Genomic DNA, 25,792 nt, shown 5'->3' with positions numbered 1-25,792 from the left:
GAGGAGAAGATTACAACCATGAACACGAAACTGAACCAAAGCGGATATCGCACAGCGGAATTGATCATTGAGCAACGGGCGGACCCATGGATATACCGCCATCATGACGGCTTTTATTATTTCACGGCGTCCGTGCCGGAATACGACCGCATCGAAGTCAGGAGGGCGGAGACCATACGGGGACTCGCGGAAGCGGAAGCCAAGGCGGTCTGGCGAAAATACGACACCGGTCTGCTCAGCGCTAACATTTGGGCACCGGAGATTCATTATATGGAGGGCAAATGGTACATCTATTTTGCCGCCGCCCACACGTCGGAGACAATGGACGGCCTGTTCGACCACCGCATGTACGTGCTGGAGAACGAGTCCGCAAACCCGCTCGAAGGCGAGTGGATTGAAAAGGGACAGATCCGTACGCAGTGGGAGTCGTTCTCGCTGGATGCCACCCGGTTCGAGCACAGGGGCACGCACTATCTCGTATGGGCCCAGCAAGACCCCGCGATTCCGGGCAATTCGAACCTGTACATCGCCCCGCTGGCCAACGGCTGGACGCTTGGGGGGAGACAGGTCATGCTGAGCAAGCCGGAGTACGAATGGGAGAAGATCGGCTTCCTGGTCAACGAAGGCGCCGCCGTTATCAAGAAGAACGGGAAAGTTTACATCAGCTACTCTGCAAGCGCGACCGATTACAATTACTGCATGGGGCTGCTGTGGGCGGATGAAGACGCCGACCTGATGGACCCCGCATCCTGGAGAAAATCGAGGACGCCGGTGCTGACGACCGATGAGGAAGCGGGGCAATACGGTCCGGGCCATAACAGCTTCACCGTGTCCGAGGACGGCACTGAAGACGTGATGGTTTACCATGCGCGTACGTACAAAGAGATTGTCGGTGATCCGCTTTACGATCCGAACCGCCATACCTGGATCAAGCCGATCCGTTGGCTTCCTGACGGTACGCCGGACTTTCGCGGTTAGATGGAGAGGCGCCCGTCTTGCCATAGATGGTGAACGTCCTGAGCGAGCGAGGCGTCGAACGTGATTATTCGAACTTAGCGTAAACAGACGTTCCCTCATGCGGAACGTCTGTTTTCCTTGGCGAAACAATAAAAACGATGGAGGATGACAATGGGGGATTGACGTGCAAAAAAGCGACTGCTATACTACCATAACGTAAACATTACGAATAATCCCCGTTTCTTTTACATGGGTTATTCTAGGTATATCACGATAAAGCAAAGGGGACATAACCGGACTTAACGTCCGGCATATGTTTGAGTGTTATCCGTAATGATTACATATTATACGATCTTATTATTTTATAGTGGAGGAATAAATGATGTCTAATCGATACAAATCTTTGTTGGTTTTACTTCTTTCGGCTATTTTTTTGGCAGCGTGCTCTTCAAACGCTGCTGATAAACAAGGCGTGGAGAAGAAAGAGGTAAACTTACTCTTTAATTTTGCAACAAGCTCGCTTGATCCGAATGTGGATACAAGTTATGTGCCGCTTCGCGCAGGAATAACGGAAACATTGGTACGTCTCAATGATACGAACTTGACAATCGAGCCGTGGCTTGCACAAAGCTGGGACAGTAAAGACGGCCAATTATGGACGATTGAGCTCAGAGAAGGGGTAACCTTTCACAACGGCAAACCTATGAATGCAGCAGCTGTGAAAGCCTCACTGGAGCGTGCGATGAAAGACAGTATAGCGATTAAGAACGCCCTGCGCATTGATTCAATAGAAGCAAATGCAAATACATTGAAGATTATGACAGAGGTTCCTTTTCCCGAATTCCCATCGGAATTGGTACATCCAAACACATCGATTATTGACGTGACGGAAACGGATTTTATTAAAAAACCGATAGGGACCGGCCCCTTTGCCGTATCGTCATTTACGCCGGGCACCGCAGTGGACCTGATCCGTTATGACGGTTACTGGAGGGGACCTGCTAAACTGGAAACAGCAAGATTTTCGTTTAATGAAGATGCGAATGCCCGATCACTGGCTCTTCAATCGGGAACCGCTGATATTGTTTTCCGTCCTGAAGTGGAAACCCTCGCTAATTTGGAAGCTTCAAAAGGTGTGACCGTCGAGTCGACTTCCACTTTCCGGGTGCATCAAATGACGATGAATCTGGAGAGGAAGCCGCTTCAAGACGTCAATGTTCGCAAGGCAGTAGATGCCTTGATTGATCGTAAAGCTATTGTGGAGACCATTTTAAAGGGACATGCGGAAGTTGCTGTAGGGCCATTCCCATCCAGCTTTTCATTTGCGCCGGACTATCCTGAGAAAAAGATCGGAATGGATGCTGCCAGAGCCTATCTAAAGGAAGCGGGATATACGGAATTGGATGGCGTCATGCAAAAAAATGGCGATCCGCTCACACTTAATCTTCTGACTTACAGTTCACGGGCCGACTTACCCTTAATCGCACAAGTGTTTCAATCGGATGCAGGTCAACTGGGAATTGACGTAAAAATTCAACAGATCGAAATTCCGGAAGAGTATATGGCTGCCAATCGGGATTGGGATTTGGCAACCTACAGTAATTTAACCGCGCCTCGCGGCGATGCCGGTTACTATTTAAACGCAACGTATCATCCAAACGGCGCTTTGAACTTTAGCGGTGCGGATGACGATCAATTAACGGCTCTTATCGACGAGTTAAACGCAACCGTCGGACAAGAAGAGCGTTCGGTATTGGCGGAACAAATCGCAATCTATGTAGATGAACAAGTCTACAATTCGTTTGTTTTGCATCCGAACACACTAGTCGCTTATAAGTCCGATAAAGTTATAAACTGGACGACATCCCGAAGCGAATACTATATGCTGACGAATGAACTGGATGTGAAGGAATAAATGCTTCAGATTCTAGGCCGGCGATTAATCGAGGTCATTATCTTTCTTCTTGTCATTACGTTCGTTAGCTTTCTCTTTGTGCGTCTCGCTCCGGGTGATCCGGTTCTGTCCATTCTTAGAGTCGATGATTTGTCGGTCACGAATGAACAAGTCGAGGCTTTGCGCGAACAATTAGGCTTTAATGATCCGCTTTTAGTCCAGTATAGCCGCTGGTTTGCCGACTTTGTCAAATTGGATTTCGGGAATTCCTATATTACGAATCAGCCTGTGATGGAGATGATCTTAAGCGGGCTGCCCGCAACAATTGAATTGACAATTGGTTCGCTATTAGTCATGCTTTGCGTGGCTATTCCGCTTGGCTCGCTTGGAGCTGTTTATCGCGGAAGCTGGATTGACCAGATAAGCCGGGGTGTGTCGCTGCTTGGCGCAGCTATACCGAGTTTTTGGCTGGCACTGATTTTCATAGACTTATTTGCGGTACGATGGGGGATTCTCCCTCCGATGGGAAGGGACGGACTTATCTCCGCCGTCCTTCCCTCCATTACGTTAGGACTTGCCATCACTAGCGTTTATGTTCGATTATTGCGTTCGAGCTTGCTCGATTCTCTCGGCAATGAATTTATACGGGCAGCACGTTCAAGAGGTTTGTCGGAAATGCGGATTTTTTTCGCCCATGCATTTCGCTATAGTCTTCCGCCTGTTATTACCGTATTCGGTGTCAGCCTGGGCAGCTTGATCGGCGGAGTTGTCGTTATTGAAGTTATTTTCGCCTATCCTGGTATCGGAAAGATGGTTGTGGATTCGATCAGATCGCGTGATTACCCCGTCATCCAAGGGTACATTTTGATCATGGCGATTATCGTTTTTCTTGTAAATAGCGCCGTCGATATCTCCTATCGATATTTAAATCCGGAGCTAAGACTAAGGGAAAGGAAGAACAGCCGATGGAGTTAGTGCTTACCGAGAAAAGCATAAATAGCAAGAAGCGCTGGAAAGCCGGCGCTCTGCTCTTCATGCTAACTTTGTCGCTGGTTGTTGCAGCATACACCTTCCTTGTCCTGAAGCATGATCCGTCTTTGGTCAATCTGGCTGAAAGATTATTGCCGATGAGCTTCGAGCATCCGCTCGGCACGGATCATCTGGGGCGTGACGTATTGACGCGTCTTCTGCTTGGCTCTCAGCTGACGGTTGGCTACGGTCTCTTGGCACTGCTGGTTGCAGTAGTGATCGGTGTGCCGTTTGGTGTATGGGCCGGATTTAAAGGAGGTTTTATCGATCGGATTTTTATGCGTATAGCAGACGGTTTCCTTTCGTTTCCGGATACAATCGTTGCGATCGTGTTAAGCGGTTTACTGGGTGCGGGTATTGAAAATCTGTTACTCGCCATAATCGTGGTGAAGTGGGTTAATTATGCCCGGCTTGTGCGCAGTACAGTGTTGAATGAACGCCAGAAAGACTATATTATGATTGCTAGAATCAATGGTCTTCGTACTGGCCGAATGATGACCAAACATCTGTTTCCCCATATTATCGGGAACGTACTCGTACTTGCCAGTCTTGATTTGGGAAAAATCATTCTGCTCATTTCATCTCTTTCATATATCGGACTCGGTGCGCAGCCTCCGGCACCGGAGTGGGGTGCGATGCTCAATGATGCCCGTCCTCATTTTCAATCCAATCCCTCATTAATGATTTATCCGGGTATAATGATTGTGTTTGTCGTTCTCTTGTCGAACTTACTCGGCGATTACTTGCGTGATAAATTTGATGTGAAAAAAGAGGTTGAAAAGTGAGCATCTTAACCGTGAATCATCTGTCCATTGCCGGAAGGCAAAATAGGATCGTACATGATATTTCGTTTGAAATACATGAGGGAGAGTGGTTTGCGCTTGTTGGCCAAAGCGGCAGCGGCAAGAGTATGACCGCATCGGCAATCGGACAGCTGCTGCCTCCCAACCTTCAAGCGACAGGCGAAATATGGTATGAAGACAAAAATGTAGTAACCCTCTCCTCCTCCGAAATGCGTCATATTCGCGGGAAACGTCTGTCTTATATCTTTCAGGATTACCAAGGGTCCTTTACTCCTTTTCTAACGATAGGGCGTCACTTCGAGGAATATCAACGGCGGCATCTAAAGCTGTCCAAAACAGAAAGAATACAGCAAGCCAAGTCAGCGCTTGTCTCCGTGGGCCTATCTGAAGAAATCTGCACCAGATATCCGTTTCAATTAAGCGGCGGACAACTGCAGCGTGTATCTATAGCGATTGCACTCCTGCTTAAACCGGATATATTGATCGCCGACGAGCCTACTACGGCCTTGGACAGCGTATCTTCTTTCAGAGTTCTGGAACTATTGTCCCGGATGCAAGAGGAAACCGGCTGTGCGATTTTGTTCATTACCCATGATCTGCGTCACGTAAAGAAATATGCGGACCGCATTGCGGTTATGAAAGACGGAACAATCATTGAAACAGGCGATAAAAACGAGGTGCTGAATCATCCGAAGCATGCATATACCGATTTGCTGATCAAATCATCGCCATCACTTAGAAGCCTGAACCCACTATCTATTGCAGGAGCGACACGATGAATCTGTTGGAAGTAAATCATGTCTACAAAACGTACGATCATGGAGCCGCCGTGCTCCAGGACGTGAATTTTACGATGGGGAAGAAGCAATGTCTCGGTCTTGTAGGCGAGAGCGGGTGCGGTAAAAGCACGCTTGCCCGCTGCCTTTTAAATATGGAGCCGATCGATAAGGGGAGTATTCTGTTCGAGGGCATACCGCTTCATAACAAAAATGAACGCAGTTTAAGACCCTATCGAAAAAATATCCAAGCGGTTTTGCAAAACCCTTCCGCAGCGTTGAATCCAAAGCTGAAAATAATAGATTCGTTGATGGATCCTTATTTGCAACTCGGCGATCAAGCTAAGATGAAACATTTTCATTATACGAATAGAAATGACTTTGCCGCACAGCTGTTGGAAGCTGTAGAACTTCCGGCAAGTCTGGCCTATCGTTATCCCCATGAACTGAGCGGCGGACAGAAGCAGCGAGCGACCATTGCTCGAGCTATCAGCATCGAACCCGCGATTATTATTCTGGACGAACCGACTTCGAGTCTTGATGTTCTGTCTCAAGCCGCCGTTCTCCGTTTACTGAATGGGCTGCGAGAGCAGTTAGGCATCTCTTATCTCTTCATTTCCCATGACCTCTCCGCAGTGTATGAGATGAGCCAAAACATAATGGTGATGCAGGACGGTATCATTGTGGACCGATTTGAAAAGGAAGAACTCTTTGCTGCGGAACGCAATCCGTATACACAAGAGCTGATTTCCATGTTTGAATGATGAATGCGAATATCTCCCTTCAATTACCCTCTCACCGGACATACCTGGCTTTGGCTTTGCCGTTAACGATCTCGACAATAACGACGCCTCTTCTCGGAGCGGCGGACACGGCAATTATCGGTCATTTGAACAACCCGGCCTACTTGGGAGGAGTTGCCGTCGGTACGCTTATTTTCAATACCTTGTATTGGCTGTTCGGATTTCTTAGAGTGAGCACCTCTGCATTTACGGCACAGGCCGTTGGCTCGGGAGACAAGGATGAGGGAATCGCAGCCCTGATTCGTCCGCTGATCATCGCTTTATTGATCGGTATGGTCTTCATCGCCCTCCAGAAACCGATTTTGAGTGCAGCGCTTTACTTTATTCAACCCGAACCGGATGTTTCGATTCAAGCGGCCCAGTATTTCAATATTCGGATATGGGGCGCACCGCTTACACTCATTAATTATGTTCTTATCGGATGGTTAATGGGCTTGTCCCGTCTGAAGGCGACTCTGTTCGTGCAGATTTTTATGAATGTATCGAATATTGCCCTCGATTTGGTTTTCGTCCAGGTGTTTCATTGGAATGTTGCCGGTGTAGCGGCAGCTACTTTGATAGCCGAAGGGACAGCATGTGTGCTCGGTATCCTTATTATTGTCCGATCACGGATGTGGAAGCAGTGGCGAAAAGATAAAACTTCCCGATGGAAGGAAAGGTTCCGGGTTTCGGAATGGAAAAAAATGTTGTCTGCCAATGGGGACCTCATGATCCGAACCGCTTGCCTTTTGGTAATGTTCAATCTGTTCACCTCGCAGAGCGCCGGTCTTGGAACGGATGTGCTGGCGGCCAATGCCATTTTGCTGCAAATTCACTATATGATGGCTTACTTCTTTGACGGATTCGGCAATGCCAGCAGCATATACGCAGGTCAAGCCCGCGGAGCCGGCAGCGTTCGGCTTCTGAGAAGGACGCTCAACCTTTCCTGGATATGGACGGTTGTCGCCGCCCTCTCCATCAGCTTCATATATGGGTGGATCAAGCAGCCGGCGATTGCCCTTTTTACGGAACATGTTGTTGTTCTAGACCTCGCAAATACCTATAGCCATTGGCTGATCTGGTTTCCGGTCAGCGCCGGTTTCGGACTCGTTTTCTACGGAGTGTTCACAGGAATGACGATTACGTATCCCATCCGAAATTCCATGTTGATTTCACTGGTTCTGTTTCTGCTGGCTGTGGCAAGCATCGTTCCTTCTTACGACAACAATGGACTTTGGTTTTCGTTTCTTATATTCGCTTTGGGAAGATCCGTTTTTCTTGTTCTGTACATTCCGCATTTGATCAGGAAGGTCAATTCGTAATTGCTCGCTTAGCCCCGCATATCACTTTAATTTATACGTGAAAAGTACCTCCATCACCGCTTTTACTGCGGAACTGGAGGTTTTTTGCTGATTTTCTCGTTCATACGGAATTATCTCCGATGTTGGATCGATCTTCCTTAATGAACCGGGCTTAGAATATATTCTTTTTACCTGAAGAATATACAAGTTTGTAATCTAGCCATAGTTATTGTAGTTTTGTCGAATACCTGTTTCAGTGCGGACAAGTTATGCTTAAGAAGACAACAAACACAGGAGGGTTAACATGAAAAAGAGAATCATGACATCGCTCGCCGCAATCATTGCAACCTGCGTACTCATAACCGGATGCGGAACGTCTTCGGGCAATGTCAACGAAGATCAGGGAGGCAACACTTCGAATGAGCCGCAAACAGGCGCAAGCACCGATGCGCAGGTTACGATTCGTGTAGCGCTGAATAAGGGCGAGGTTTCGGATGACGAAGTGACTGAATTCGAAACAAACAACCCCGGCATTAAAATTAAACTGGAAGAGCTCAATCCGCAGAAGCTGGCTGCCCAAATCGCCACAAACGATGCGCCGGACCTGATTCGGGCGCAGGGCGCAGTCGACCTGACCTCCTATGTCGTCAAGGGTCTGGCTATGGACCTTACTCCGTATCTGCAGAAGAGCGAGATGCTTAAAGAAGACGATTTCCTTCCCCCGGTGAATCTGTTCCGCTTCGACGGCAAGGTTCAAGGACAAGGACCTCTATACGGCATGCCGAAAGATTGGTCGCCGGACTTTACGATCTTCTACAACAAAACCTTGTTTGACGCTGCAGGCGTGCAGGTTCCGGATTCGAAAAGTCCGCTCACGTGGAACGAATTAATGGAATTGGGCAAAAAATTGACCCTAAAGGAAGACGGCAAGGTGAAGCAATACGGCCTCGCGCTGGGTTCGAAAACGCAAGCGGACCTTCCGTCCATCATGGATTATCTTGCGAGCAAGGACGTCAAGGTTTTCTCCGAAGATATGAAAACAGCCGATTTCACAAAACCGGAAGTGAAGGAAGCTGTTTCCATGTGGGTGGATGCCGTCAAGAATAACCTGGGTAAAAACGACGTGAATCAGGATCCCGCTACATGGGGCGGAGATTTGTTTATGAATAATAAAGCCGCCATGATCATGGCAGGCTACTGGTTCTCCGGCATGATTCGCGGCGACGAGAAAATGAAGACTCACCTCAACGATTTCGGCATGCTTCCTGCGCCTATTGCCGAGAATGGCAATCTAGTGTCGCCGACGGGCGCAGCTACCGGATTTATCATTAGCAAGAATACAAAGAATCCGGATCAGGCCTGGAAGGTGTTCGAATATATTATGGCGGGCACTCCGGCGAAAAACCGCGCATCCGGCGGCTGGGGAGTACCGGCGCTTAAATCGCTGATTCCGCTGATGCCGCAAGAAACCGATTTCGACAAAAGGGTGTACAACCAGCTTCAGGAAGAATTGAAGTACTCGAACGTTCCTTTGGAAAGCAATCCGTTCTTGCTTAACGGCCAAACCCTTCTGGACAAATACGTGACGCCGGTTTATTTCGGTAAAGCGGACCTGGACGACGCCTTGAATGAGCTGACGAAAAACATGAACCTGATTATTCAAGAGAATATGAATGCCATTCAGTAAAGTAAAAGAAGGGAGAGGGAGAAGGTTTTCTCCCTTTCCGTTTAAGCCTATGCTTACGATGTGCGTTTTCTTACGAAAACGCTGGAGGAGTGACGAATGATGCTGCAAACAAAAAAATGGAGACAATACGGGACTTTTTACGCCTTCGTTTCTCCCTGGCTTATTATTTTTATCACTCTTGGGGTATTCCCGCTGCTGTACGGCCTGTATCTGAGTTTTACGAATTACACGGGCTTTAACATGGACAAATTGAAATTTGTCGGGTTCAACAATTACAAAACGGTGTTCGAGGATTCCGAATCGATATATGCGCTCGGCCGTACGCTGCTTGTTACAGCGATTAACGTCCCGCTCAGTCTAGCCATCGGCCTTTTCCTGGCGATCCTGTTAAACCTGAAGATCAAAGGGCTTTCCTGGTACAGAACCGCTTTCTATATGCCTTCCGTTGTGCCGGTCGTTTCCACCGTATTGATGTGGAAGTTTATTTTTTCCGGCGAAGGGCTGCTTAATACGTTTTTCAACCGTCTTCATCTTCCGCAGGTGAGCTGGCTCGGCTACGAGTATGCGACAACCGCGCTGATCGTGATGCTGTTATGGGGAGCGGGCAGCAGTCTGCTCATTAATCTCGCAGGCTTGAAGGGCATTCCCGCCGATTTGTATGAGGCGGCCGAGATTGACGGAGCAAGTCCGATCCGCAAATTTTTTACGGTCACTTTGCCGCTGATGACCCATGTCCTTTTCTTAAATTTAATTATGGGCAGCATCGCGTCGCTTCAAATGTATATTCAACCCATCCTGTTGACAGGCAAAACGCTTCTGGATCCGCCGATTAAGCCCAATTATTTATATTTGGTACACGCTTTTCAGCAAATCTTTGCGTTTCAACGGTTCGGTTACGGTTTGGCGCTCATGTGGGTCTTGTTTATCGCGATCCTGCTGCTGACCATTTTAGTCTTTTATTCAAGCCGGTACTGGGTCTATTATGAGACCGAGCAGGAGGTGTAGGGATGGTTAACTCTGGTATTAACAAGCTGCCTCTTCGAATTGCAGTGTACGGCCTAATCGCTTTATTGACGGTCATTTTCGGTTATCCTTTCGTTCTGACGGTCGTCAATTCGCTCAATCCGCTGGGTTCCCTGCCGACCCTGCTGCCGGCTGGTTTCGATTGGAATAACTACGTATTGGCCGTGACCATGATCGAGTTTCCTGCCTTTCTGAAAAACTCGCTCATTATTTGCGCCATTTATGTGCCTTTGACGACAATGTCCAGCGCGCTGGCCGGGTTTGCGTTCGCGAGACTTCACGCGCCGGGGAAGAAACTGTTCTTCCTGGTGATTACTTCCACCATGATGCTGCCCCAGATTGTGACCCAAATTCCGACTTATATTCTCTTCAATAAGCTGGATTTTAATAATACGTTTTATCCATGGCTCCTGTGGGGCATTGGCGGGGCGCCGTTTTTTATTTTTCTGTACAAGCAGTTCTTTTCCTCGATCCCGAAGGAGCTTGAAGAAGCTGCCCGGATCGACGGCTGCTCAACGCTCAGAATTTACTGGACCATTTTTCTGCCTTTGGCCACGCCGGCAACCTGGACGGCGGCGATTACGTGTTTCCAGTGGACCTGGGGCGACTTCATTACGCCTTTCATGTTTTTGAAGGACGAGAATTATCCGCTTGCCACCGCTCTGGCTACGATCGGCTATCATCTGCCAGACAACCCGAATGTCGTGCTGCAGCAGCCGAGCTCGGCTGCTGCGATTCTGTTCATGATTCCGACGATTGCCGTCTTCTTCTTCGGGCAGAGGTATTTGGTGGATGGTATTGCCGCGGGCGCGGTCAAAGGTTAAAATAGAAATATGTCGAAAAATGTCGGAAAAAAGTCTATTCACTTCAACAAGAAGCGGGTGCAGCTATGTTCACCATTTTAATCGTGGACGATGAAGCGGAAATACGCGATGGTCTTGCGTCGCTGAATTGGCCGACGATCGGCTATGAAATTGCCGGAGTCGGCGCTCACGGATTGGAAGCTCTTGCTCTCATGGAGGAAAGGCCCGTCGATGTCATACTCACCGATATCCGTATGCCGTTTATGGACGGAATACAGCTCCTCGGGGCAATAAAAGAGAAGTATCCCTTCGTCAAAGTCATTATACTTTCCGGGTATGATGACTTTGAGTACGCCAAGCAAGCGCTTAAGTTAGGGGCGTCCGATTATTTGCTCAAGCCGACGATCATCGAAGACCTTTTCGCTATCTTTAAAGAGCTTCATCGGAAGATGATTAATGAAAAGCAAATCGAATATCGCCAGGCGACCCTTGAACGCAAAGAAAGACTTCTTTCCCGGATGCTCCGGGTAAATTTTCTGAAAGAACTGTTAGCCGGAATGATGAGCCAGGATGATATCGAACAATCGGCTGCGGAAGCCGAATTCATCCTTTCGCAGGAATCCGACTATCAGGTATCCATCTTATCTCTGGACCGGCTGCGGAACGGCGTTTCCGGGGTCGGCAAGAAGGAGTTCCGATTGATCGTCTTTTCCCTTGACAACATGCTGTCGGAGCTGTGGGAAGCCAAAGATCTCGGTTACCATTATGTCGATCCGGAAACCGCCCGATGCTACTTCATCGGACGGGATATCGACTCGCGGGATGAAATGCTCAAGTTGAAGAAGCAGCTCGGCGCCTGCATGGGGCTCTGGCAGTCGACATTCACCATCGGTATCGGCGTTTCCGTAACCAATATCGAGCAAGTACATGTTTCATACCGCTCGGCCGAGCTCGCTCTGGCTTCCTCCGGCGAAGGGAACCGCCTTTGCATAGGCGAATACGTAGACGTTGATAACCGTACCGGGATCTCGGAGCCGGTGATGGAGGATTCGCCGTCGCCCAAAGGCGCGCATTACATCATCGAGGAAGCGAAAAAATATGTCCGCCAAAACTATTCAAAGAACGTCACTTTGAAGAAAGTGGCTGAGCATGTCCATGTGACGCCGAATTATTTAAGCGCTTTATTCAAAGAAACAGGCGAAAATTACATCCAGTTTTTGACCGTCCTGCGGATTGAACAGGCGAAAACGCTGCTTAAAGACCCCGGGAACAAGATTTATGAAGTCGTAGAGATGGTAGGCTACTCGGATCCTGCCTATTTCTCGGCGACATTCAAGAAATTTGTCGGGAAAACGCCCTTGGAATACAGGTTGTCTATGGAACAATAATTCGGAGAGGCTTCGCATAAAAGACATTAAACGGGGACGAGCATCCATGAGAGAACTGCTGAGAACGAACAGGTTTGAACCTACGGTTAAACGCATCACCGTGCTTGCGCTTCTATTAAGCCTGATCGCGCAGCTGATTCTGGTATGGACCGGATTTTCCTATTTGAATAAAAACAGCCAAGTCATTCAAGCGAATGAAAAAGAAGGTTTTCAGACGTTTTACGGGCAAAACCTGACAACGATTATTGCTGAAATCAACAACACGATGGACCTGTTTGAGAAAAACGACCTGCGCAAATACTCGGCCAGTTTCCTGCCGTTAAGGGATAAAGATACGATTCGTCAGGCGACGGAGGAGCTTAACGAGAAGTTAAACGCGCTGAACCTGTCGCCTTCCCTATATAAATCCGTCTATTTGATCGGCGCCGACCGAAACCAGTACTCCTACAGGAAGGAGATCGGCGAACCGGATCTGCATGTGCTGCCTAGTTTGAATAAGGAAGCCTTCGATTCGCAGGGCTGGACAAATGCTCTGGTCGAAAACAACCGTAAAATTTTAAGATTCGATCAGGGTGGACTTCAGGCGAAAAATCAAGCGTTGATGAACGATGAATTGAAAGACTTTGTATCCCAAACCTCCGGCAGACTGGTGATCAATAACGGCAATATCGGGATTTTTGTCGTCTTTGTCTTGCAGGAAGACTTATTTAATGCCGCCGAAGAGGACCGTGACGAGGTACACATCCCTGTTGTAGTGAGCGACGAGAGCGGCCAGCCGATCTGGAGCAGCATAACCGATCCGGACCTGGTGATTCATGCGACGGCAGTCGGCACCGGAAGGCTCTCGCATGGAAATGAAACGTACGTCGCAGAAAGAAACAAGCTGGAGCTGTTCCCATACCAGGTTACTTATCTTTATTCTGCAGATGACCTCAATCCTCCGCTGCTCCGGGTCGTGGTCATCTTTATAGCGATTGCGGCAGCTGCCCTTCTGCTAACCTTCGGAGTCAGTTTTGTGCGCTCCAAGAAAATTTTCGTTCCCTTCCGCAAATTATCCATGGCGGTGCGCAGGCAGTCCTTGTCGGATGACCTGAACCTGAAGTCCGTCGCGGCCGATTTGTTCAAAAGCGGTTCCCGGGAATTGTCCTTGAAAAATAAAATCCTGATCACCTTTATTATATCCGTCCTTGTTCCTGCGCTTGCGAGCGGACTGCTGTATTCTTTCATGCTCACGCAAAGCATCAACAATACCGCCGGACAGTTTCTGAGCCGTATCGGCGAGCTGACGAAAACGTCCGCCCACCTGGGGGTCCAGCGGCTGGAAAATACAATCAACCGGCTGACGATCAGCCAGGAGCTGCAGGAATTTCTGACGAAGCAGAACAGTTTGCCCAATAATATCCCTTATTATAAAGACACGGAGGTTAATTACGCTTCTATTGCCGCTTATCCCGGCGTCAATAACTTTGCCTATCTTGTTCTGTACGACAATAAAGGATCGGCGCTTTACTCTTCCATCTTTTCGAACAATCTTAATTTGTTTACGGTCAATAAATCGCTCTTCAGAGATACCGATTCATCCTACTGGGTTTCGGACTATATGGACATTGCCAGCCGCTATAATGCGGCGATCGTGAAGAGAATTCCGCTGCTGAATAAAGCGCTCGACACAGGACAGTCTTACTATTTGCTGGCCGTTCCCAAAGACGACCTGTTCAAAAATATGGATTTCCAATCTTCCGGTTTCTTTGTGTCAAACGGGCAGAACAAGGAGCTTTTTCAATTTCACCGGTATTCGAGCGATTACGCAACGAAGTTGTTCAGCTATTCGTATCCGCTGGCAAATACGGGAATGACCGCAACCTTTCAGTACCCGAAAGAGGAGTTCGAGGCCCAGTACAGGGAATATTTTTATCGTTTTTTATTTGTATTGTTAGGGGTATCCTTGTTTTCCTTCCTGCTCGCGAGCCTGCTGAGCAATCTGCTGTCGAAACCGATCGAACGGCTGATGGGCTCGATTAACCATATTTCAAAGGTGCATTTTGACCATTTGGTTCAAGGGGGCTCGAAGAACGAAATCGGGATGCTGATTGAAAATTACAATGAGATGGTTCACAAAATGAATCACCTGATTCAGGAAAACATGAGGATTCTCGAAGAGAACGCCCAATCGAAGCTGAAGGAGAAGGAGATGAACACACTCAAGGTAAAGGCGGAGCTTGACATGCTGCAGTCGCAGATTAATCCGCATTTTCTTTACAATACCTTGGAGTCCATCAACATGAAAAGCATCCGCTACGGTATGCACGACGTCAGCATCATGATCCGTACCTTGTCCGATATGTTTCGTTACAGTGTGGGCAGAGGTTCCGTTATGATTCCGCTGCAGAAAGAAATCGATCATGTGAAGAATTTTATCGCCATCCACAATATGCGGCTCGGCCATATCGTCGATTTGATGATTGAAGTTCCGGAACCTTTAATGAACGCGTCCGTCCTGAGATTTTCCCTTCAACCGATCGTAGAGAACAGCATGAAACACGCCTTTGTCGGATACAAAGAAGGGGCCGGCATCCTCATTCGCGCCCAGAGCGACGAGAAGTTTCTATATATCGATATTCGCGATAACGGAATCGGCATGGACGAGGAACGATTGGCGGAGGTCACGGCCGTTCTGAACGGTACGGATGGAGAGTTAAGTCCGCAGGAAGGTTCAAGCGGTATCGGGCTGAAAAACGTGTGCGCCCGGCTGAAGCTTCATTTTCCCGATAATCCGGGGTTCCGTATCGAAAGCGAATTGATGGGCGGCACAACAGTCCGGCTTTGTTTGCCTCTTCTGGAGACCGGACAGGGTTTGCATAATTCCGCATAAAGAGACAAAACAAGCGGTTCTCGACTCAAACATTAGGCAGGAATTAGGTAGGAAGTCGGATGATAATTGAGAGGACGCGATGTAAAATCGAGGAAGCGGGATTCCGCATCGTGGGATTCCTCTTTTTTTAACGCATTTAGAAACCGGTTTCATGAAACCGGTTTCAATTGCGAAGATGCCGTAATCGATAAACGGAAATTCCTATTTCATGTCAAGGAGGCAGACTCGATTGAAAAGGTTCCTGTTAAAGAAAAGCACGGCCGCAGCGCTGCTTAGCGTTGCATGCTGCGTCGCTCCATTCGGAAATTCAGCGTTCGCTGCGGATGCTGGCAAGAAAGTTTCGTATGACGCCAACGTAACCGTCGATGCATCGAAAACGTTTCAGAAGATCGATAATTTTGGCGCATCCGATGCATGGTCGATGGAACCGCTTGGAAAGGACTGGACGGAGGACAATAAGTCGCGCGTTGCGGATCTTCTATTTTCCAGGGAGAAGGGAATCGGATTGTCCGCGTGGCGGTTCAATATCGGAGCCGGATCCACGGAAACGGACCAAGCGATTATTACGAATCCTTGGCGGCGCTCGGAAGCGTTCAAAATGGTGGAGAATGGCGAATACGATTGGAGCAAGCAGGCAGGGCAGCAATGGTTCCTGAACGCGGCCAAGGAACGGGGCGTGGATACGATCATCGGTTTCGTCAACAGCCCGCCGGTATGGATGACGAAGAACGGGCACGCACAGCCGGATTCAACCGTAGGCTCCACGAATTTAAAGGAAGGGTACGAAGACGAATTCGCCGCTTACTTGACCGACGTCTTGGCGCATTTTGAGGAGGAAGGCATCAGCTTCGATTATATTAGTCCGATTAACGAACCGACTTGGGATTGGAACAAGGCCGGTCAGGAAGGAAACCGCTATAATAACGACGATATAAAGCGGGTCATTCTCGAGCTGTACCGTCAGCTTCAAGCAAGCGGGCTAAATGCTCAGATCAGCGCGCCGGACGGCGTCGAGATCACGGCGCTTCTGGATGATGACGTCTATAAGACGTTCGCGAATAAAGAACGTTACACGGGCGGTGCGAACAATCTGGGCGTCGGCAAGTATCGTGAATATATTAAAGACCTGCTCGGCGATCCGGAGTTGAAGGAAGCCGTGGGCAATAAAATCGCATCGCATTCCTACTGGTCCGATTACAGCAATCCGGGCGATGACCGCCTCGGGTATCTGAGGGACCTGTTGAACGAAAATTTGAAGAAATACGATCCGAACGCCAAATATTGGATGAGCGAATACTGCATTCTCGGTAATTACGGGCCGGGCCGCGACCTGGGCATCGATCCGGCATTGTACATCGCCAGAACGATTCATTTCGATATGACGCACGCCAATGCATCGGCTTGGCAGTGGTGGACAGCCGTTTCCAAGGAAGATTATAAGGACGGCTTGATCTATACGGATTACAACAATCCGGGCGACGAGCAAAATATTTTGCTTTCGAAAATGCTGTGGGCGCTCGGCAACTACAGCAAATTCATACGTCCAGGCGCCGACCGCATCGCGTTAACGGGGCTGGACGAACAGGCGCGGAGCGGACTGTTCGGCTCCGCTTACCGGCATGACGGAGAGAAGACCGTCACGGCCGTCTTCGTCAATGACAGCGCGGAGGATAAACGCGTTAAGCTTGCCTTGAACGGAATCGATAAGCATGAAGCCGTCTTTGTCATGAAGCCGTATATCACGTCGACCGACCGGGATCTGGCCAGAGGCGAAGACGTTCCGGTTCAGGCGGACGGTACGTTCGAAACGGTCATTCCGGCCCGTTCCGTCGTGACGCTGAACGGAGATCTCGTCAAGGCGAACAAGAAGCCGGACGCTCCGGAGATCGTAAGCGTCAAGCCGCTGAATAAAGGGCTGCAAGTCGAATTCAACGCTCCGAAAGGCGCTTATGATTTTGAAGTGAGATACGGAGCGAAGAACGACATCCGGGAACGGACGATAACGCTGATGTCCGATGAAACTTTCGTCTTGCAGGGGTTGGAGAACGGTGAGCCATATTTTGTCACCGTACGGGCCGGCAATGCGATCGGTTATGGCCCGCCATCCGGGCGGGCATACGGTACTCCGCAGCTGCTTGCACCATCTGGCGTAACGGCCGAAGGCACCGACGGCGGCTTTGCGGTAACCTACGATGCAGAGATTGGCGTACCCGCCTATCGCGTTCGTTACGGCACGCTGCCGGGACAATACGATCAGCAATCGATAGACGAATCGCCAAGCGGCACGATGCAGGTCGACGGGCTCGTGAACGGTATGACCTATTACGGGGTTATCGAAGCGGTCGACGGCCAAGAAGCGAGTCTTTCTTCCGTCCAATTCCAAGTGAAACCCGATGTGCCTGCCCCGGGCAAGGTTATTGCCATACCGGGAAATCAAAAAGCGCTCATCGCGTTTGCCCCGGTAGAAGGCGCCGCAGGCTATACCGTACAAATCGTTTCCGGCTCGCCGAATAACGATTCCGTGCAGACCGGTAATAACGAAATTGAGCTGGAAGGGTTAACGAACGGATCGCCTGTCGTCGTTCGCGTGGCGACGATCGGCAAAGGCGGGAATGGGACCGGTTACTCGGAGACGGAGGTAACGCCGAAAGATGAAGAGGTCCGGTTCGAGGACGATTTTAACCAAGCGGATCTGTCTCGTTATCAGCAGGATTTAAGTCAGTGGACAATTGAAGACGGCTTGCTGAAGCATGTCGCAGGCGCAGACGGTCAAGGCGAACTCGGCGTCAAAAATGTACAGCTGATCGACGGAACCGTTACGGCGGTTGCCAAGCATGCATCGGCGGACGCGGATTGGGGAATCGCTTTCCGCGGCAGCAGCTATTCGAAAGGATATATGTTCGGCTATGAGAATGGAGTGCTGTTTATCCGGAGAGACGGGCAGAATTTGGCACCTCCGGTTGCTTTCACGGCAAAACCGGGCGGGTATTATAAACTGGAGATCCGGTTGAACGGGAAGCAAATTCAGGGCTATGTTGACGGAAATAAGATTTTCGATCTGACGGATACGGTTTACACAAGCGGGCGGGTTGGACTTCACAGCTGGTCCGGCGCTCAGTTCGCCTATTTGAAAGCGGCCAGGGAAGCGGATAATCTGACAGCGAAGCCTGAAATCTATCAGACGAAGGAGGGCGACGGGCAAGTCGCGCTGCAATATAGGGAAGTTGACGGAGCGGAGGCCTATGTCATTCGGTTCGAGGAAGCAGGAGGAACCGGCTCCGGTCCCGCCGAGACGACAGCGACTCCGGGATTTACGGTCGTGACGGGACTCCAAAACGACATGACGTATTCGTTTAAGGTGGTCGCAATCCGTGGCACGGAGGAAGCGGAGTCGGTTTCCGTGGAAGCGACGCCAAGCCGGAGCGCCGGCAATGTGCTCTATTACGTCGACGCAGGCGACGGGACGCCAAGCCAATTGGAGGACGGGGAAGTTCTCGGAGCGCTTCAGTCGCAAGAAGAGCAGCAATATGGAAGCGACCCCGTTACGGGCATGAAATGGGGGTACGAAGCCGATAACGGGCTGACCTGGGCACATACTTCTCCGACCGACCCCTATGAGTCGATTCGCCAATACGATGGGAATGAGAATGGCAAAGGACTTGCTTATCGATTCCAATTGCCAAGCGGTACGTATAAAGTGACGGTCGGCTTCTTCGATCCATGGAAGGCGAGCGACCGAGCGATGAATTTGACGATTAATGGAGAAACGAAGCTTGCCGATTATGTCATCGGTTCGAATCGGGAAGCGAAAGCGTTCGACAATATCGCGGTGGAGGACGGAGAGCTCGTCGTGAAAGTCGTCAAGGCGGGCGGTTCCAAGCCGATGGTCAGCTGGATCAAGATCGAAAAGTGAAGTCCCGTCTGCCAAGGTAGTACCGTAACGGACACGATTTAGAAGGCGTGTGGGAATTTAAGGGAGTGGCAACTGTGCCATCTCCCTTTTTTTCGCGAAATTTCGGGGAGGATTTAAAGAAATCTGATGAAATCGAATAACATCGCAATAGATAAAGCGTTTTCATTTTGATAGAGTTGATTCTGTAATTGCTGGAGTGATTGATGCAAGGAAAGGGGCTGTGGCGGAGAGTGTATGAGTTGAGGGGGGGATAGGCTGAGTCATCCAGGATCAATTGTTCACATGAATGGGGGATTATGACGAATGAAGTTTCTGAAACGGTTAAATTTTAAAAGTAGGTTTATATCTGTCGCAGTTTCCATTAGTTTGATGGCAACTATTCTGCCTTTGACGCAGGAAGCATCTGCAACGGAAGCAACGGCGCAAACGCTCAGTACGGAAGATCAACCAACGATTAATGAGGTCATCGATGCGAGCGGATTCAAGCATCCGGGTATCGGGCTTACCAAGGATATTCTTGAAAATATGAGGACGCAGGTACTGGCACAGAAAGAACCTTGGTTTACTTATTATAATGAAATGCTCAAATCGCCAACTGCATCAAAGACCGTTACGTCAAGCAATCAGAGCGGCACGGATCCGGCGAAACCAGCGGTTGACGCTTTTAACAGCCAAAGCTTTAATTCGAGATTTATAGCAGACGGTTTGAAGGCTTATACCCAGGCCATATTGTATGTTATTACCGGTGATGAGGCTTATCGGGCCAATGCGATGCATATCATCCGAATTTGGTCGCAGATGGACCCTTCGAAATACGTGTATTTTACCGATTCGCATATTCACACGGGAATACCGCTCAACCGTATGGTTACCGCTGCGGAAATAGTAAGATATACGAGCACGCAAACCGAAGAACTGAAGTGGACGGATAAAGATACGGAGGATTTCACGACAAATCTGATTACTCCGGTAATCGAAACCTTTCAGCATACGAATGACCGTTTTATGAACCAGCATCTTTATCCGTTGATAGGAGCGATGTCGGGTTATATCTTTACCGGCAACAGTGATAGGTATAACGAGGGAGTCGAGTGGTTCACCGTTAACAAAACGGCTGTTGACCAGGGTCAAAACGGCGCGATTAAACCGTTATTTAGGCTGGTAGACACCAATATAGTGACAGGGGAGACGGTAGATCCCCCTAGGGTTCAGCATGTCGAAATGGGCAGGGACCAAGCGCATGGCGCCGGAGACATTACCAACGCGGAGATTTTATCGCGGTTATTGCTTGCCCAGGGAACAAAAGTAGATCCGGTGGAGGGCACGGTTTCCACAGCGGAGAATGCCGTGAATCCATTCGAATTTCTGGATAAACGAATTTTAAAAGCTGCCGACTATTTCGCCCGGTTCATGTTGGGTTACGATACGCCGTGGACACCGGTAGCGGCTCATACCGATGCGAATGGAAATCCGACAATCATTTATAAACAATTGGCAGAAGGGTATAGAGGGCGAATTGGCGGCAACGTTTATGACCTTTACTATTACTATAAATATGCGGCAGGCGTAAATATGGAGGAAGAGGCTCCGTACTTTACCGAGATGTTTGCCAAGCGACTGCCCTTCTATTGGGAGTCGCCGGATGGAGGAGCGGATTATTGGCTTTATATTCCTAGAGAAGCCGAGGCCGAGGGTACGCAGAATCTTCCGAAGGCTGTAACAAATCCGGATTTAAGAGAAATCGAAGATCGTTACACCAAGTTAGACAGTCATTCGACGACAAAGCAAGAGGGAGATATTTCTTTCGTCCAGATAACGGCAACGGAAGAGGGTAGCAAAATTGCGCTTGTCGCTTCCGGCACCGGGGCGAAAACGATTGGATTCAAGATTCGGACCAACGGCACCGCCAAAATGGAAATGCTTCGCGGGATTGACGATACATTGACGCTGCCGGATACGAAGGGACAGTGGAAGTACGTAACCTATACGATGAATAATTTCCAGGGTATGGGCGACCTCGTTTATTTCAAGGTAAAAGGAGCCGGCACTACGGTTGACATTGACCACATTCATGTAAACGCAGGAGCACAGCTGACGCCTCCGGTGTTCAAAGCAGGAAACGCAGAATTACATTTGTTTACCTACGTTGGGTCCGAGGCAGCGGTCGGTTTCGACTTTTCGGCAACGGACGCAGGCGCAACCGACGTCGTTACCTATCAGATCGATCATAAGCCTGAGGGTGCCGTGATCGATGAGAATACCGGCGCATTTTCCTGGAAGCCGACTGTGGCCGGAACCTATTCCTTTGTGGTAGGGGCGTCGGATGGAACCACGGTTTCAACCAAAGACGTCGAAATTGTAGTAACGAATGACCGGGAGTCGGCAGTTGCCGCAGTAATTGCTCCATATCAAGAAACTACAAGCTATGTGACGTCAACGCTTGATCAATATAAAAAAGTGCATGCCGACGTCATGAATCAGATTTCAACCGCATCAGATAACGTTTTCTATCAGAAATTGTTTGACTTGAACCATGCCGTTCAAAGTCTTCAAGAATTGACGCCGTTGTTAACTGACGGAAGCGTGAATTATCGGGATATGCTGGTTAGTTCCACCTTTGGGAATGCGGTCCCCAACCTTTTGGATCGTACGGCCGATAGTTTTGTAGGCTTCTTTACGGCGCAGGACAGAACCCATTACATGGATTTTGGGCCCAATTATAAAATTTCGGCAAATGCTTTCGAGCTGCAGGTAAGGGCCAGTTTTCCCGAACGCATAGGCGGCGTTGCCATGTTCGGATCCAATGATAAACAAAATTGGACCAGGTTAACTCCAGGCCTGACAACGGTTACGGAAGACATGCAAAGACTTGAGGTGCAAGACAGTCTCGAGAATGAGCAATTCCGCTTCCTAAAGATGCAAATGATTGAGCCCTCGAGCACCATGCTTGAGGCGGCTGAATTTAGAATCTACGGAGAGCGCCATGAGACGTTAAACAAACTGGAGACGGTTTCCATCAGCTCGGATCAAAGCTTGAAAAATAGGATCGTTTCAGGCAACACGATCAAATTGTCCTTCAAGTCGACCGAAGCCATTAATGATGTAAATGTCATTATTCAAGGTCAAGCTGCAGCTGTTACCACAGTCGACAATATAAACTGGACGGCAACTTTGGTTGTAGATCAAATTGTTGAAGCAGGCACCGTTAAATTCAGCGTCAATTACAAAACGGCAGCCGGAATGGACGGAGCAGAAACCATTTTTACGACCGATGGCTCTACTCTGTTCATTGCCGATCAGACCGGATGGATTGGCGATATACTGAATATGACCTCCCTAAGCGATTCCAGCGGGAGAAATCAAGCCGATCTTTTGGCAACGGCAGGAAATTTATTTGATGGCAATCCGGGTACAATTACCGATTTTCGCGTAAATGGAAGCGGGTATGGAGGCTACATTACGTTCGACTTTAAAGAAGGCGGACAAGCATTGCTTTCTAAAGTAGAGCTGCTTGCAAGGCAAGATAGCAATTATACCAGAATTAGCGGTGCAGTGGTTCAAGGTTCCAATGATAATACGACATGGACGAACATTTCCCCGGCAGCAGCAAAGACAGCTGAATGGCAGACCTTAACGATTAACAGCACGGTGCCTTACCGTTACATCCGTATTTTCAATGGAAACAACTGGTATGGGAATATGGCTGAGCTGAGATTGTATGGCGATGTCCGTTCCATAAACAAAATCGAGTCGGCTTCGATTAGCTCGGATCAGAGCTTGAGAAATCGAGTCGTTCCGGGCAACACGGTGAAATTGTCGTTCAAAGCAAAGGAAGCGATCAATAACGTAAACGTCACGATTCATGGCCAGAATGCGTCGGTTAGTACGACAGACAACATCAACTGGACGGCAGCGGCGACTTTAAATCAAGGTGCAGCAGCCGGTACAGTGAAATTTGCTGTTCATTACAAGCAGCAAGATGGAACGGACGGATTTTCGGCCACCGCTACCACGGATAACTCATCGTTGTTCCTTGTTGATGAGTCAGATGCGATTCATGCAGCCAGCATAGCGGATTTAATCGATTCAACGTCAGGAAGAACGGCAGCCGGAACCTTACAAACGGTGAATAATCTGTTTGACGGCAATTTAGGATCAATATCCGACTTCCGTTTAAACGGCAGCGGAACGGGAAGTTATGTGACCTTTGACTTTAAAGAAGGCAATCAAGCCGCGCTTTCGGGTGCCGAGTTGATCGCGAGACAAGATGGCTACTATACCCGAATTAAGGGTACCGTGGTTCAAGGCTCCAACGATAATGCGACATGGACCACTCTCACGTCGGCGGCTGCATCGACAGCCGAATGGCAAGCCTTCGCCATTAGCAATAATGTGCCGTACCGTTATATCCGGATTTACAATCCGGGCACTTGGTTTGGCAATATAGCCGAACTGAGGTTGCATGGGATAGTGAAGGCCGCAGACTTGACGCCTCCGGTTACGACGGATGATGCGCCGCAGGGATGGGTCAACCGGGATACGAAGGTAAGCTTCAATGCGGTTGATACTGATTCCGTCGTAACGTCAACCTACTTCACGGTAGACGGCGGAGCGCAGCAGAGCGGCAACGAAGTTACTTTGACCGCAGAAGGAACGCATGCCTTAGTCTATTGGAGCGTCGATCAGGCAGGCAATACGGAACAGCCGCACTCGGTTACGGTAAACGTGGACAAGTCGGCGCCAGAGCTATCCGTTCAATTGGATCAATCGATTATCTGGCCGGCGAATCATAAAATGGGCACCGTGAATGTATCGCTGGATGCAATCGACGCCGGGTCTGGCATTGAATCGGTTATCCTAACCTCAATCGTCTGCAATCAACCGGACACCGGCCTAGGCGACATTGAGGCTGCAATTGGAACGGAGACTGCGATGTTCAGCTTGCGCGCCGAGAAGGACCGCATCTATACCATTACGTATACGGCAACCGATAAAGCGGGCAATCAAACCGTAGTAACGGTAACGGTCACCGTGCCACATGATTTATCGGAACAATAACGTTCGTATTCCTCCCCGGCACAAAAAGAATTGAAAACCGACTTTTCTTATGCTAATATGAAAAAAATTACAGAGCGTTGAAATCAGGGTTGATACCGCGAAAAATAACCCCTTTTGTCCCTTTAGGCTAGACAGCTGCGCGGCTGCGGCCTTGGGATGAGAGGGGTTTTGTTGTTTGCATAAACGTGAGAATGTTTATCCAATAGTACTGGTAGATCGATTCTGAAAAAGTATGCGACCAAATTGTAACGGACATGAGAGACGCTAATTCAAAGAAAACCACGGATATCGAAATCTAACGGACGTGAGGGACGTTATTTCCAATAAATCAAAGGGAATATGGCAAACATCGGCCCCATAAGGCTTCTCATGTCCGTTAGATTTTTCAAATGCCTCATTTTGGGAGGATAACGCCTCTGACGTCCGTTAACCGTTAGCCCCGAGACCTACGGAGCAAAACGCGGGCTAGCCGATCGTCCTGTAAGAACACGATTTCCGGAACATTCTACTAGACGGTATTTCAGAAGATATTGCTAGATTTCGAGTGAAGGGATGACAATCCGTTTCGATCCCGGAGGCGGAATCCAAATTTTACAATGGAGGTTGAAACCGAATGAAAATTATAGTCGCGGGCGCGAGCGGCGTTATCGGAAGAGCGCTCATCCCCTTATTGGTCAAGGAAGGACATGAGGTGGCGGGAATAACCCGAACCGGGCAGTATGCCGATCAGCTAAGCCGTCAGGGCGTACGGCCCGTTATTTTGGACGTCTTCAATCGCGAAGGCGTATTTCAGGTTCTTCAAGAGATCCGGCCGGATGCCGTCATCCATCAGCTCACCTCGCTCGGCGCCAGAGACTTCGAGGAACATGCGAGGCTTCGTATAGAAGGAACGCGCAACCTTGTCGATGCGTCGCTTGAAGCCGGCGTGCGCAGGATGGTTGCGCAAAGCATCTCATGGGCATACGCTCCCGGCGAAGGACCTGCAAGCGAAGATCAAACTCTTCATCTGGAAGCGGCTCCGCCCAGAAAAACAACGGTCGACAGCGTCCAAGCGCTGGAAAGCGCCGTTGCCGAAATGCCGGAGCACGTGATCCTTCGTTACGGTCTGTTCTATGGACCGGGGACCTGGTATGCGCCGGATGGCTATATAGGCGAACAGGTGAAGCAGGGGCAGCTGCCGGCGACTGACGGCATCAGCTCGTTTATTCATGTAAATGACGCCGCTCTCGCCGCCGTGCAGGCAATGAGCTGGCCTTCCGGCTGCTATAATATTACGGACAGCGAGCCGGCAGCCGGAAGGGAGTGGCTTACGGCATTTGCCGATGCCCTGCATGCTCCGGCACCGGATATGAAACCCGGCTGCGAAAGCTGGGAGAGAGGCGCGCTGAACGGCAAGGCTACACGGCTTGGCTGGAAGCCGCGCTATGATTCATGGCGGAGCGGGTTCCGACACGGTCTGGAAGTTACGCATTTGAATCGGCTATGATGAACGGGGAGTTGCTGAAT

General features: G+C 49.4%; 15 protein-coding genes. All 15 read left to right on the top strand.

What is annotated here, in order from left to right; translation table 11 throughout:
• The first annotated feature begins 18 nt into the window (after positions 1–18).
• Positions 19–978 (top strand): glycoside hydrolase family 43 protein, encoded by a 960-nt coding sequence (locus tag H581_RS0119430; RefSeq protein ID WP_051250983.1) that lies wholly within the window; start codon positions 19–21, stop codon positions 976–978.
• 361 nt (positions 979–1,339) lie between these two features.
• Positions 1,340–2,872, top strand: a complete 1,533-nt coding sequence (nikA, locus tag H581_RS0119425; RefSeq protein ID WP_028611475.1) for a nickel ABC transporter substrate-binding protein — start codon at positions 1,340–1,342, stop codon at positions 2,870–2,872.
• Complete coding sequence (nikB, locus tag H581_RS0119420; RefSeq protein WP_028611474.1) at positions 2,873–3,826, top strand: nickel ABC transporter permease; 954 nt, start codon at positions 2,873–2,875, stop codon at positions 3,824–3,826.
• Entirely contained in the window at positions 3,817–4,665 is an 849-nt protein-coding gene (nikC, locus tag H581_RS0119415; protein WP_028611473.1) for a nickel transporter permease, read from the top strand. Before nikB ends, nikC begins: the two co-directional genes overlap by 10 nt.
• A complete protein-coding gene (locus H581_RS0119410) occupies positions 4,662–5,462 on the top strand; it encodes an ATP-binding cassette domain-containing protein (RefSeq protein ID WP_036718865.1) in 801 nt (266 codons plus the stop codon). Before nikC ends, H581_RS0119410 begins: the two co-directional genes overlap by 4 nt.
• Entirely contained in the window at positions 5,459–6,223 is a 765-nt protein-coding gene (locus H581_RS0119405) for an ABC transporter ATP-binding protein (RefSeq protein WP_028611471.1), read from the top strand. The genes H581_RS0119410 and H581_RS0119405 overlap by 4 nt, the downstream gene beginning before the upstream one ends.
• Positions 6,223–7,563, top strand: a complete 1,341-nt coding sequence (locus H581_RS0119400; RefSeq protein WP_036719346.1) for an MATE family efflux transporter — start codon at positions 6,223–6,225, stop codon at positions 7,561–7,563. The genes H581_RS0119405 and H581_RS0119400 overlap by 1 nt, the downstream gene beginning before the upstream one ends.
• A gap of 283 nt (positions 7,564–7,846) precedes the next feature.
• Entirely contained in the window at positions 7,847–9,229 is a 1,383-nt protein-coding gene (locus H581_RS0119395) for an ABC transporter substrate-binding protein (protein WP_028611469.1), read from the top strand.
• Between the two features lie 96 nt (positions 9,230–9,325).
• A complete protein-coding gene (locus tag H581_RS0119390; protein WP_036718863.1) occupies positions 9,326–10,234 on the top strand; it encodes a carbohydrate ABC transporter permease in 909 nt (302 codons plus the stop codon).
• A gap of 2 nt (positions 10,235–10,236) precedes the next feature.
• The gene (locus tag H581_RS34555) at positions 10,237–11,076 is read left to right on the top strand and encodes a carbohydrate ABC transporter permease (protein ID WP_036718861.1); all 840 of its coding nucleotides are present in this window, start codon (positions 10,237–10,239) and stop codon (positions 11,074–11,076) included.
• Between the two features lie 65 nt (positions 11,077–11,141).
• Positions 11,142–12,443, top strand: a complete 1,302-nt coding sequence (locus H581_RS0119380; RefSeq protein ID WP_028611467.1) for a response regulator — start codon at positions 11,142–11,144, stop codon at positions 12,441–12,443.
• 46 nt (positions 12,444–12,489) lie between these two features.
• Positions 12,490–15,315, top strand: coding sequence for a sensor histidine kinase (locus H581_RS0119375; RefSeq protein ID WP_028611466.1), 2,826 nt, complete (start codon positions 12,490–12,492; stop codon positions 15,313–15,315).
• 229 nt (positions 15,316–15,544) lie between these two features.
• The gene (locus tag H581_RS0119365; protein WP_028611464.1) at positions 15,545–19,228 is read left to right on the top strand and encodes a glycoside hydrolase; all 3,684 of its coding nucleotides are present in this window, start codon (positions 15,545–15,547) and stop codon (positions 19,226–19,228) included.
• Between the two features lie 369 nt (positions 19,229–19,597).
• Positions 19,598–24,286, top strand: coding sequence for a discoidin domain-containing protein (locus tag H581_RS37280; RefSeq protein WP_245600090.1), 4,689 nt, complete (start codon positions 19,598–19,600; stop codon positions 24,284–24,286).
• Between the two features lie 613 nt (positions 24,287–24,899).
• Positions 24,900–25,772, top strand: coding sequence for an NAD-dependent epimerase/dehydratase family protein (locus tag H581_RS0119355; RefSeq protein WP_028611463.1), 873 nt, complete (start codon positions 24,900–24,902; stop codon positions 25,770–25,772).
• Positions 25,773–25,792 lie beyond the last annotated feature (20 nt).

The organism is Paenibacillus harenae DSM 16969, from assembly GCF_000422465.1.
GTDB lineage: Bacteria > Bacillota > Bacilli > Paenibacillales > Paenibacillaceae > Pristimantibacillus > Pristimantibacillus harenae.
The sequence above is the reverse complement of the archived record's forward strand: the minus strand, read 5'-3'. Positions and strand labels throughout refer to the sequence as shown.